At 67.5% G+C, this 11,858-nt stretch carries 9 protein-coding genes; 3 read left to right on the top strand and 6 right to left on the bottom strand.

Annotated features, from left to right (window positions below; all coding sequences use genetic code 11):
• Positions 1-7: 7 nt before the first annotated feature.
• Positions 8-703: a DUF2968 domain-containing protein gene (locus tag ICJ04_RS08575; RefSeq protein ID WP_188327071.1), complete on the top strand. Its 696-nt coding sequence runs from the start codon at positions 8-10 to the stop codon at positions 701-703.
• 82 nt (positions 704-785) lie between these two features.
• On the opposite strand, the gene ICJ04_RS08570 is transcribed toward ICJ04_RS08575, so the two are convergent.
• Positions 786-986: a hypothetical protein gene (locus ICJ04_RS08570; protein WP_188327070.1), complete on the bottom strand. Its 201-nt coding sequence runs from the start codon at positions 984-986 to the stop codon at positions 786-788.
• 89 nt (positions 987-1,075) lie between these two features.
• A complete protein-coding gene (locus ICJ04_RS08565) occupies positions 1,076-1,750 on the bottom strand; it encodes a response regulator transcription factor (protein ID WP_188327069.1) in 675 nt (224 codons plus the stop codon).
• Between the two features lie 122 nt (positions 1,751-1,872).
• Between ICJ04_RS08565 and ICJ04_RS08560 the strand changes: the two genes are divergently transcribed.
• Complete coding sequence (locus ICJ04_RS08560; protein ID WP_188327068.1) at positions 1,873-2,526, top strand: response regulator transcription factor; 654 nt, start codon at positions 1,873-1,875, stop codon at positions 2,524-2,526.
• A gap of 26 nt (positions 2,527-2,552) precedes the next feature.
• On the opposite strand, the gene ICJ04_RS08555 is transcribed toward ICJ04_RS08560, so the two are convergent.
• From ICJ04_RS08555 to ICJ04_RS08545, 3 genes are all read right to left on the bottom strand, one after another.
• Entirely contained in the window at positions 2,553-5,990 is a 3,438-nt protein-coding gene (locus tag ICJ04_RS08555) for a hybrid sensor histidine kinase/response regulator (protein WP_223203021.1), read from the bottom strand.
• 34 nt (positions 5,991-6,024) lie between these two features.
• Positions 6,025-8,730 (bottom strand): ATP-binding protein, encoded by a 2,706-nt coding sequence (locus ICJ04_RS08550; protein ID WP_188327067.1) that lies wholly within the window; start codon positions 8,728-8,730, stop codon positions 6,025-6,027.
• A 167-nt stretch (positions 8,731-8,897) separates the two neighbouring features.
• Positions 8,898-9,323 (bottom strand): hypothetical protein, encoded by a 426-nt coding sequence (locus tag ICJ04_RS08545; protein ID WP_188327066.1) that lies wholly within the window; start codon positions 9,321-9,323, stop codon positions 8,898-8,900.
• Positions 9,324-9,495: 172 nt separating this feature from the next.
• Here ICJ04_RS08545 and ICJ04_RS08540 point away from each other — a divergent pair, with 172 nt between their 5' ends.
• On the top strand, positions 9,496-10,287 hold the full coding sequence (locus ICJ04_RS08540) for a potassium channel family protein (protein WP_188327065.1): 792 nt from the start codon (positions 9,496-9,498) through the stop codon (positions 10,285-10,287).
• Positions 10,288-10,290: 3 nt separating this feature from the next.
• On the opposite strand, the gene ICJ04_RS08535 is transcribed toward ICJ04_RS08540, so the two are convergent.
• Positions 10,291-11,745, bottom strand: a complete 1,455-nt coding sequence (locus tag ICJ04_RS08535; protein WP_188327064.1) for an amidohydrolase family protein — start codon at positions 11,743-11,745, stop codon at positions 10,291-10,293.
• Positions 11,746-11,858 lie beyond the last annotated feature (113 nt).

The raw sequence follows: 11,858 nt of genomic DNA, 5'->3' as shown, positions 1-11,858 counted from the left end.
TCTACACATGCGACATGACTCTGGGGATGCAGCGACCAACCGACGGATCACCGTCGCGTCGATGGCGCTGTTGATGATCCTTTCCGCACCGTCGGCGTTCGCCGCACGCACCGAACGCACGCCGCGACCGGATCTCGCACCGACCGCGCCCGTCGCCCGCACGTCGGTGGACGAGCTCCGCCAGTTGATGGATTCCCAACAGCTGACGGAACTGCGCACGACCTACAACGGCGCGTACGGCGCCAGCCTGCTGTTCAATCCGAGCACGCTGAATTACTACGTCGCGCTGTTCCAGGAAAAGAACTTCTGGCGCGTCATCAAGACCGATTCAGTGGAGAACGCCGAGCATGCGTACCGCACGTTCGTGCAGCAGACCGAGCAGCTGGCACAGGTGAGCCTCGACACCATCCGCCTGGATGCCGGCAAGCGCTACACCGAGCGCCTGGTCAGCTTCAACGAGGAACGCCTGCGCACCCTGCAGGCGCAGGTCGAGCAGGAACGCGCACAGTCGCTGCAGGTCAGCACCGCGCTGCAGCAGGCACAGCAGCAGGCCGTCAGTCTGAGCACCGACCTGCAGAGCAGCAACAGCCAGCTCGATACCCTGCAGCAGCGGATCCAGCAACTGCAGTTGCAGCAGGGCAACCCGGAGACCACGCTGCCCGCGCCGACGACGACGCCGGCGGCACCGGTGGTCGGCGACTGAGACCCGGCGCGGGTTTCCGTTCCACCGACATGATGCATGCCGACGGCGCCCCAGGGGCGCCGTCATCGTCTACGGTGCAGGCTCAACGGACGGCGTCGGGGTCCTCCGTGACCGGCAGCACCTCCGCCGTTTCGCGCCAGGCTTCGCGCATACGCCTGCGCTGCTGCGGCGAGGTGTAGAGATAGATGTTCAGCGTGTCGAGGAACGTGGACTGCTCCACCATCGCCAGATCAGCGAACTGTTCCAACAACAGCACAACGCTGACAGGAGGCAGGGGAAACACATTGACACCGGAAGATCAAAGCGGAGCCCATCACGATACCCATCGCCGCAGCGTGGACGCATCGGACCCAGCTGAATCCCATGCAGGGCCTACTCCGACTCGACTGCTTTGGCCCGCGCTTGTTGCGACGCGTTGACCAGCCCATGTGCGATGGCGTAGTGGAAGACTTCTGCGTCGGTGGCGAGGTTGAGCTTGCGCATGGCGGCAACCTTCTGCGTACTGACGGTCTTGCGGCTGCGACCGATGCGCTCGGCGATCTCGATCACCGAGAGCCCTTCGGCATACATGCGCAGCACTTCGTTCTCGCGCTTGGACAACACCGCGCCGTGATCGGCCATGTCAGGTTCGACGGCCAACCGGGACTCTACCTCGGGCGATTGATACGCGCCGTTCGCCGCTGCCATGCGCACGGCCGGCAACAGGTGGTCCAGCGGATCGCTCTTGCTGACGATGCAGCGGACGCCCGCCGCCAGAATGTTCCTCAGCACCAGGGGACTTTCCATGCCGGTCAGGACGACCAGCCGGGTCTTCGGGAAACGTCGCTGCAGAAAACGCAGCATGGCAATGCCGTCACCGTAGCGACCATGCGGCATCGAAAAATCTGACACCACAACGTCCACGCTGCTGCTGCTGACCAGATCGACCAGCGCCGTGGAATCCTTGACCATGCCCACCAGGTCCAGCCCGGGCTGGCCCTGCAACAGGTGGGCGATGCCCGCCAGCAGCACGGGATGATCATCGGCAATCACGATTCGGAGTTTCACGTCTGCAGCCCGTCCAGGATGGGGTACGGCGGCCACTATATGCCACCTCGGCACGAAGCTGGCATATAGTTGCGCCGCTGCCCGTCTGCAGGCTGCCCCCCCGATGAGAGCTGGAGTCCAGAATGGTCGATAACTCGATCCGTGTAGCCATAGCCGACGACCACCCCCTGATCCGGATGGCCATCGAAGCGGCACTTGATACCGTACCGGCGATCGTCCACGTTGGTTCTGCCGCCAACTCCACCGAGCTCATCGCCCTGCTCGATGCGCACCCGTGCGATGTCGTGGTCACCGATTTCGCGATGCCCCAGGGCGAGCACGGCGATGGTCTGCAGCTGCTGCAGCTGCTGCGTTCGCGCTATCCCGAGCTGCAGATCGCCGTGTTCACCGGACTGGACCAGACCGCTGTCGTCCAGGCGCTGTATGACGCCGGCGTCAACCACATCCTGAGCAAGGGGGACGATGTCTCGCACGTGGCGGCCGCCATCATGGCCGCGCATGTAGGCAGACGCTATCTGTCTCCCAGCGTGGCCCCGCTGTTGCCGGCGCGCAGCAGCCAGCGCAGTACCGTGCCACTTTCACCACGGGAGCGCGAAGTGCTGCGCCTGTTCGTGGGGGGCATGAGCATCAACGCCATTGCCGAGCAACTGGACAGGCGCAAGCAGACCATCAGCACGCAGAAGGTCAATGGCATGGCCAAGCTGGGCGTGGAGCGTGATGCCGACCTGTTCAAATATGCGGTTGAACTTGGCCTGGACGCTCCCGCTGCAGGCTGAGCGGACCGCCGGCCCGGTCCGCTCCATCAGCTGTCCTGCGCGGTCGGCGGAAGCTGCGCGGCGTGCTGGTCCACCAGTGCACGCAGATCGGACAGCGCTGCATCGAGTGCGACGCCATCGACGGCTACGCCGTCACGCAACTGCCCCTCCATGACGCCGAAGCGGGTCCCCAGCGCGCGATGCCCCAGCATCATCAGCACACCTTTCACGGCATGCAGGCGATCGAGCAGGCCGTCGTGGTCCTCTGCGAGACGCGCTTGCGCGATCCGCTGCAGGTCATCAAACGTGCTGGTCACGAAGGTGCGGCGCAATGCATCCGGCAGGACCATCGGCGGCGGGTCCGCATCGCTCGCCTGCGGCGCGACCCGCCCACCCTCACGCGGGCCCGCAGGCGCACTTGCCACAAGGTAGGGTTCCAGCGCGCGCGCCAGTGTGTCCAGGTTCATCGGCTTCAGCAGCAGGTCACTGATGCCCGCCGCGCGACAGCGCTCGCGCTCGCTGGCAAGCGCAGTCGCGGTGATTGCCAGGATCGGCACGGCACTGTCGCGCGCGCGCAGCGCGCGCGCCAGCGCGTAACCGTCCATCACCGGCATGTTGATGTCGGTGAGGACAGCCAGGTGTACATCGGGGCGCCAGGCAAGCAGGCCGTCACTGCCGTTCTCTGCGGTGTCCACGCTCAGGCCCAGTGTCTCCAGCTGCTGCTGGATCAGCTCACGGTTCACCGCATTGTCTTCGACCAGCAGCACGCGTCCCTGCGCCGCCTGCATCGCGCCAACAGGTGCTGCGGCGACGACGGCGGGCTCCCCCTCGACAGTATCATTCAATGCCCGCAGCAGCGCGTCGGCCGCGTAGCTGCTGACATGCACGCCATCGTCCATCCGCTGCGGCGACAAGGGCCCATTCGGAGACGCGCGGACAACATCACGATGCAGCGCCGCCAGCGCATTCTCCTCGTCTGCCGTCCAGGCGCGCCGCTCGCCGAACAGCAGAAGCGTGGTATCGGCGTGCGGCAACGGCTGCAAGGGGGGCTGCTCCAGCACCGTGACCTCCGCACCCCAGCGCTGCAGAAGTCCCGCGATTTCATGGCGCCACTCCGCTGCCGCCGACAGCAGCGTGATGCGACGGCCGCGCAGCGGCTGTGCGCTGCTGACCGGGGCCCCCTCCGGCTGCACGGGCACCTCGAAGGTGAAGACGCTGCCGACGCCCAGGGTGCTTTCTGCGCGGATGCTGCCGCCCAGCAGCCGGGCCAGCTGCTGGCACAGCGCCAGCCCTAGGCCACTGCCGCCATAGCGCCGCGAGATGCTCGCATCCGCCTGCTGGAAGGGCTGGAACAACTGCGCCAATGCCTCCTCGCCCAGGCCGATCCCGGAGTCGACCACCTGCAGGCGCAGCATCGGCGCGGCACCGGGCGGACGCTCCAGCAACTGCGCGCGTACCACGATGCGGCCCGACTCGGTGAACTTGACCGCATTGCCAAGCAGGTTGTTCAGCACCTGGCGGATGCGGTGCATGTCCGCCTGGAACGTGCGCTCGAGCTCTGGGGCGATGGCGTAGAACATTTTGACGCCCTTGCGCTGGGCTTCCGGGGCAAACAGCAGCGCCGCCTGCTCGATCAGCGGCCGCGGCGTGAAGGCGACCGGATCGATGTCCAGCTGCCCGGCCTCGATCTTGGAAAAGTCCAGCACGTCGCTGATGATGCCGAGCAGCGCATCGGCCGAAAGACGGATACGCTCCACCCGTTCGCGCTGCGCCGGCTGCATCGGCGAACGCGCCAGCAGCTCCAGGTGCCCCAGCACGCCATTGAGCGGGGTGCGGATTTCGTGGCTCATCGTGGCGACGAACGCCGACTTGGCCCGCGATGCCGATTCGGCGGCAGCGCGCGCACGTTCCGCATCGTGTCGCGCACTCCGCAGCGTCTGCTCCAGCTCCGCTTGAGCGGTCACATCGCGCAACGCGCACACCCACACGGCACGGTCGCGGTACGCAGCCAATGCCATGGCCACCTGGAGTCTGAGCGCAGGCTGGTCCGGCGTGGCGACCGGCGCGCTCCAGAGAAACTCCCGCACCGGCTGACCGCTAGCCGCATCGGCCTGCACTTTATCCGCCAGCGCCGCATGCAAGGTCTGCCCGTCCACCGTCGCTGCCGCATCCGCCATCTGCCGGGCTAGCTCGTTCTGCACCAGCGGCTCACCACTTTCCGGATCGATCAGCACCAGGCCGACCGGCGAGGTATCGATGATGACGCGACTCAGTGCTTCACTTTCGTACACCCGCCACGCATCTGCCAGCGCAGGCATGAAGACGCGCCGATCCAGCCGCAGCAACACCCACCACAACGCGGCGAGGATCAGCGTCGCCGCCAGCAGCTGGGCCAACAGCCGGTGGCCTTTGTCGTGCCACAGGTCGCCCCAGCCATAGGTATGCAGGATGCGCCAGTCCACTGCCGCCACCGGACCGGCCACCACGAACTGGCCATCCTGGTAGAACCGGACATCGGCCTTTCCCGCCTCGTCTTTCACGCGCCTGGCCAACGCGGGCGCGATGGCAGTAGCCGCACCGGCACTGCGCAGCACCGTGCGGCCGTCGTCGGTAATGACCGTATAGGCGCCCGACTCCCGCGCGTCCAGCCGTGCCTTGATGGTGTCCACCGGCTCGAACGCCACCCGACGCAGGATCGGTTCGCGGCCCTGCTGCAGCAACTGCAGCGCAACCAGAGAAGGCTGGCCGGTGATGGGATTGGCGTCGAAGGTCGACAGCATGCGGCCTCCGCCCGCTGCGCTCTGCACCGGGCCGACGGCGGGACGCATGCGCAGCGCCCGTGCTTCGGTCGCCAGCAAGCGGGTAAAGGCTTCTTCGCGGCCGCTGACCCGCAGGGCACGCAGCAGCTGTGCCTCGTCGGTGACACCGGACACGGCCAGCAGCCGGCGCTTCGGTTCGTAGAAATACATCGTGACCGGTCCCACCGACCGCAGCGCGGCCACCGATGCTGCCGTGTACACCGAGTACTCATGCATGATGCCCATGTAGGCATCCAGCAGCGGCCGCGGCACCGGATTGTCCTTCGCCCCCAGCACCAGCCACGGCACCGCCGTGCGCCCTTCGGCGCGCACCAGCAGCTGCCCGCCGTTGGCCAGAAAACGGTCAGCCAATGGCGCGCCCAGCGTTTTCAGCCTCGGCTGCTGGGTATTCCACATCATCTCGCTGCCATTGATGTTGCTGGCGTAGGCGCGATCGCGCTGGAACAGGAAGTAGTCGACCGCCGAGCGCGCGTCGACGAAGCGCTGGCGTTCTTCGGCGTGGAACGTATCGACGTCCGAAAACACCGCCATCAGTAGCGTCGCCACGATCAGCAGGCTGACCAGCCCCCCACCGCCGAACAGCAGGCGACGCTGGTGGCGGCGCAGTGAAGCGAGCGACGGGCGTGCCTGCACGGTCGTTCCCAGGGTGGATGACAGCGGGTCCAAGGCAGTTCCTCGTGCGCGTCTGCGCGCGTCGAATCTAGCTCATCGTCGCAGGGGTTTCCATGTCGCCGCCCGGATCCGCTGTGCCGTCGATGCCTTCATCCGCAGTGTCAGCCTGCAGCGCCTCCAGCAGCGCGGCGGCCGAGTACGCCGACACCCGCAGGTCGCCGGGGGGCCCAGCGGCGCGCAGCGGCCCATCGCCGCGCACCCGCACGATCCGTCCACGGAATCCACGGAATCCATCCACCGTTCCTCGTGCCGCACGCTGGTTCCGCTCGAAGATCACCAACGGCAGTGCGCGGCATGACGCCACGGCCTCGATCTGCTGCAGCGATTCCAGCACCACCACCTTGGCGCCCCAGGCACGCAGACGACGGGCAAGCTCATCGCGCCACGTCACGGTGGTGGAATACAGCAGCACATCGCGCCCCTGCAGCGGAGGCGCAGCGTCAGCGGTTGTTTCCACGGCCTGTGCCTGGATATCGAAACCGAACACGCTGCCCACCCCCGGCGTGCTGTGTACATCGATCTCACCGCCCATCAGATGACAGAGCTGCCGGGACAGCGTCAGCCCCAGGCCGGAGCCTCCGAAACGGCCGGCAATGGAGGCATCTGCCTGCGCGAACGGCTCGAACAGCCTGCGCTGTTGCACCCCGCTGAGGCCGACCCCGGAGTCGGCGACTTCCAGCCGCAGGCAATGGGGATGCCGAGAGGAAACGGCCCGGATCTCGATCCGACCCGACGCGGTGAACTTGACGGCGTTGCTGACGAGGTTGCGCAGCACCTGCTCGACCCGGTCCGCGGCACCGATGTACCGTGGCGCCAACGACCCATCGACCAGCAGGTCCAGGTCCACGCCCTTGCCCTGCGACAACGGCGCGTACAGCAGCGCCACCCGCTCCAGCAGCAGGGCCGGCTCGAACACGGCGCTGTCCAGCTCCAGTCGGCCGGATGCAGCACGCTCCAGGTCCAGTACGTCGTTGATGATCAGCAGGAGCGAATCGGCGGACTGGGTGATGCGGCCCAGGCGCGCACGCTGTTCGATATCCAGCTGCGAGCGTGCGAAGAGTTCCAGATGGCCCAGGATGCCGTGCAGCGGTGTGCGTATCTCATGGCTCATGGCCGCCAGGAACCGGGACCGGGCGCGGTGCGCCGCCTCGGCTTCATCGCGCAACTGGTCTTTCTGCACCTGCAGCTCCACCCTCGCGGTCAGGTCCTGCAGGGTACACAGCAGCACCCTGCCTGCACTGTCGAAGAGCGGCGTGGCGTTGACGAGCAGGTGCGTCGCCACCGCGCCCCGGCCGCCTGGGTAGAAGATCTGGAACTCGCGGATGTCCAGGTTCTCGTCACGACGCGAAACCGCCTCCGCGTATCCGTCGACCAGCGCATCGTACAGCGCGACCCCGGACCGTTCGGCGGCACCGGCATAGCGGCGCGCCAGCTCGTTCTGCACCTGCGGCACGCGCTGCTCGATGTCCACCAGGCAGAGTCCTGCCGGCGTCATCTGGATCAACGAACGGAACAGGGCTTCGTTCGCGTACACCTGCATGGCGCGCGCAGCAGCGGGGGCCAGCACTTGCCGGTCCACCCACGCCAGCAGCCCCCACAGGCCTGCCATCAAGCCCGCCCACAGGGCTAGCGCCAGGCACAGCATGGGCGTTCCGTCAGCCAGCATGTCGCGCCAGCCAACGGTGGTCACCAGGGCCCAGTCCGTGCCCGTGACCAATGAAGCGATCACCCTGCGGCCGTTCCGACGGCACTTGACGATGCCGTCGTCCGGATGTGACCAGATCCCGGCATCGTGCAGGGTGCCGACCACGCCATCGGACGCTGCGCTGCGCGATCCCAGGATGACTTCTCCGTTGGGCGCCATCACCTGCAGGTTGCTGTCACTGGCCTCACGCAGAACCTGCGCCAGCCCCGCGGTCGGCTCGAACGCCACGAAGACACCCAGTCCGCGTCGGCCGTCGTGCGCGGGAAACACGGTGACCAGCGACGCCCGCCCGGTCACCGGGTGTGCGGCAGAGCCGATGCGCGCCTCCCCCCGGCCGTGGCTGGCACGCAGCGCGGGGACCGTATCAGCCGCCGAGGCCGGCGGTAGCAGGTGGGCATAGGCCCGTAGCTGGCTGAACGTGCTTTGGCGATCACGCTCGGCGCTCGCGATGCCGGTGCCGCTGTCGTCCAGCCCTTCGTTGATCACGACCAGATGCCCGGTGGGGTCCAGAAAGTAGGCAGCGCCCGCGGCTTCCGCACCGGGTCCGTTGAACGCCATCCGCGTGATGACCGACATGGTGCGTGCCAGCGCCAGGTAGCGATGCAGCCGCTCTGCGGGCCAGTGATCGGTCCCCAGCCCCAGCACGAGCTGCGGGGTGTCCTGCGCACCCTGCTGCAACCGCAGCGTCTGGCCGTCGGCCACGTAACGCCGGGTCTCTGCTTCCAGTACCGCCGGGTCGCGGTCCGTCCGATGCCGCCACGCGTACTCGGTCATGTTGACCAGACGCGCGTAGCTCGCGTCATGCCGGGTCAGCTGCGCTTCCAACGCGGTCCGGGCACGGATGAACGCCTGCAGCCGATTTTCCTCGTAGCTGCGCGCATGCAGCCACACCGCCGTCGCCAGCGCCGCCAGCAGCAGGACGCTCAGCAACGCGCCGGCGATCAGCAGCAGCCGGCGCGGATGGCTGCGCAGCGCGCGCAGGTCCTCGTCGTCGGCGCACGTGTCCTGCAGGGGCTGAAGGCGCGCCATGATGGATCGCAGCAAGGGGCTCATAACAAGGGGGCGGGGCCGCGGTCGCGCGCGGGAGCAGCGCGGCCGACGCAGCGCTGCGGGCGTTGGGAAAGGACCATCCACGATATTCAGACCTGACGTAGGCCCCTATAGGACCCGCCTGAATCGTGGAGGCCGCGGCATCCTCAGCGACAGGCCTCGCGCACGCGATCGTCCCAGCCGCGCTGCATGAGGTAGTCCGGTCGCCGCAGTGCACGACGCAAGGCCTGCTCGCGCAGGCGCTGCATCCGCCTGCAGGCATCGGGATCGCGCTGGAGGGTGATCAGCGCCGCCTGGCCGCGCGATTGCACACGTGCACCGCGCTTGCGGGTAACGGCGGCGCGCCGCGCCGCGTTGGGCGTTGCTCCCGCCTGACGGGCCGCAGCGCCGCCATCGTGCGGCCGCCATTGCCCGCCGGCCTCATCAACCGCGCAGGGCCGGTCCTGATAGCGCACGGCACCCGCGGCGACGCAGCGATGGATGTCCCCCCCGTCCCGTGCCTGCACGCTCGTTGCCACCGGCGAGAGAAGCGTCAGCACCCAGACCAGCGTCCTCAGGATCAGCGTGCGCATGAAAAGCCTCCATGGAAGGCCCACCGTCGTTCATCGGGTCGCGGCCTGCCAAGCGCGGTACGCGGCAGGGCTCACCTTTCGTGATTGTTGTATTCCGCTGTCTGCGGCCAGCGACGAAGCTGCTTGGCGTGGATGACCTGCGCCGCCACTCCCTTTCCACCGGCGAAGACGAATGATCGCCCTGCTTGCCCGCCTGCGCGGCACGGTGCGACGCCATGCCGAACGCCGCGCACGGGTCCGCCGCATCGAAGCGGGCGTGCTGGTGCTCATCGTACTCAGCGTGCTGGTGCTGATGGCCGACAGCGTGCCCGAGGTGCATCGCCGTCATGGTCCGCTGCTCAGCGTTCTGGAATGGACCTTCACTGCGCTTTTCACGATGGAATACCTGCTGCGCCTCTGGCTGCTCCGACGTCCGTGGCGCTATGCGCGCAGTTTCTTCGGCGTGGTCGACCTGCTGTCGATCCTGCCGGTGTTCCTGGCCTTGCTGATGCCCGGCCTGCACGTGCTGGCCGACGTCCGCCTGCTGCGGCTGCTGCGGCTGTTCCGGATCCTGCAGCTGCCGTTCTATCTGGAAGAAACCCGCCACCTGCGCCAGGCACTGGTGCGTGCACGGCGCAGCATCCTGGTGTTCATCGGCGTCATGGGCCTGCTGCTGGTGCTGCTGGGCACGGTGATGTTCCTGGTCGAAGGACCGCGCAACGGGTTCAACAGCATCCCCACGGGCGTGTACTGGGCGGCCGTCACCATGAGTACGACCGGCTACGGCGACCTGACCCCACAGACCGCGCTGGGACGGTTCATCACCGGCTGCGCGATCCTGCTCGGCTACGGCATCATCGCCTTTCCGACCGGCCTGCTGGGCGCGGAGATATTCGCCGGTGTGCTGCAGGATCGCGACGCGACGGCCACGGGCTGCCGTTGCAGCTGCCACCGGCGCCCGCCCACTGCACCGCCCGATCCGTAAGCCTCAGGGCGCGGCCTTCGCCGCCTCTGCGTTCCACTGTTGCACCTGGCCACGGACCTGCTGCAACAACGCATCCAAGGCAGCGCGGTCCAGTACGGTGCCGCGCACGATCACCGTATTGATCCGTTCGGTCGCCCGGATGTCCTGCAACGGGTTCGCGTCGAGCAGCACCAGGTCAGCGGCCTTACCCGCTTCGACCGCGCCATAGCGATCCAGGGTGCCGAACCAGGCAGGTCCCGCACGGGTGGCGGCGGCGAGCGCCTGCGGCGCGGTCAGGCCTTCGCGGACGAACAACTGCATTTCCTGGTGCAGGCCGATGCCGGGAAAGTTGAATGAATTGAGGAAGCCCGCATCGGTACCGGCAATGATCGTCACCCCCGCTTGCTGCAGCATCGGCAGCACCGCGGCCACGTCGTGGTAATGCTGGTGGCGGGCGGCAATCTGCGCCGGCGTTGCCTTCGCCGCGCGCTCCACACGCCAGGCATAGGTCGCGCGCAGGCCGGGCCCGATATACGCCAGGTAGGGGTCGGCGTGATGGTCGTCCTGGTCGAGGAAGTCGAGGATCCGCCCGCCATTGAGCGTCGGTGTCACGAATACGCCGCGACGGGCGAAATCACGGTAGGCGGTCATCGCCGTCGGCCGGTCGAAGCTGGCATCGATACGCTGGTTCGCCTGTGCCCGGTCGATCCTGCCGGCTGCGAAGTCCGCGGCGATGGCGGCTTCGTCGCGACTGCCCGCCTTGAAGGCGTAGTCCAGGTGCTCGATGGACGCCAAGCCCGCATCGACGGCCTGCTCCACCGTCAAGGCCATCGGTATGTGCCCGGAGGCCTTCAGTCCCGCCTTGCGCGCCGCACGGGCGGCATACAGGAACAACGGCGGCTTCAGCGTACTGTCGGTGATCTTGACGAAATCCACCCGGTCACGCTGCAACTGCGCGATGGCAGCATCCACGTCGGCCTCGCTGCCCACCTCCAGGGTGCCTTTCCAGACCGGCTTGATGCCCTCGATCTTGGCGCCGGAGGTCAACAGGCGCGGGCCGAACAAGGTGCCCGCTGCGATATCGCCTCGCCATTCAAGCACCTGCTGCGGCAGGTCGCCCGACGCATCGCGCACCGTGGTAATGCCGTGCGCGATGTACAGCGGCAGCAGGGCCTTGTTCTCTTCCACCAGCGCCGGCCCGCCACCGAAATGCACGTGCATGTCCCACAGCCCGGGGATCAGGTAGCGGCCGGCAGCTTCCACCTGCCGCGCTGCGGTCCACTGCGCCTGCATGGCGGCATCGGGCCCCACCGCGACAATCGCTTCGCCCCGGATCGCCACGCTTTGCCCGGGAATGGCGCGCGCGTGTTCGACGTCGATGACCACCGCATGCCGGATCAGGACGTCCGCTGTCTGCGGTGCCGCCTGCGCGATCGCAGGCAGGGCGAGGGCGAGACTCAACAAGGTTCGGGAAAACATGGCAGGCATCCGGCGAAGCGGCGCGTCGGCCGCGGGTGAGGCGGAACCGCGCGCTGGCCTGTCCCGTCAGCGCATGGTAAAAGTCGCAAACCGCATGCGGAAACAAAATAAGT

The organism is Stenotrophomonas sp. 169 (assembly GCF_014621775.1).
Lineage (GTDB): Bacteria > Pseudomonadota > Gammaproteobacteria > Xanthomonadales > Xanthomonadaceae > Stenotrophomonas.
Note: the sequence above shows the minus strand (reverse complement) of the source record. Positions and strands in the feature narration are given on the sequence as shown.

Coding starts and splice junctions, on each gene's coding strand:
- ICJ04_RS08575 (WP_188327071.1), top strand. CDS start 8: ATGCGACATGACTCTGGGGATGCAGCGACCAACCGACGGATCACCGTC.
- ICJ04_RS08560 (WP_188327068.1), top strand. CDS start 1,873: ATGGTCGATAACTCGATCCGTGTAGCCATAGCCGACGACCACCCCCTG.
- ICJ04_RS08550 (WP_188327067.1), bottom strand. CDS start 8,730: ATGGCGCGCCTTCAGCCCCTGCAGGACACGTGCGCCGACGACGAGGAC.
- ICJ04_RS08545 (WP_188327066.1), bottom strand. CDS start 9,323: ATGCGCACGCTGATCCTGAGGACGCTGGTCTGGGTGCTGACGCTTCTC.
- ICJ04_RS08540 (WP_188327065.1), top strand. CDS start 9,496: ATGATCGCCCTGCTTGCCCGCCTGCGCGGCACGGTGCGACGCCATGCC.
- ICJ04_RS08535 (WP_188327064.1), bottom strand. CDS start 11,745: ATGTTTTCCCGAACCTTGTTGAGTCTCGCCCTCGCCCTGCCTGCGATC.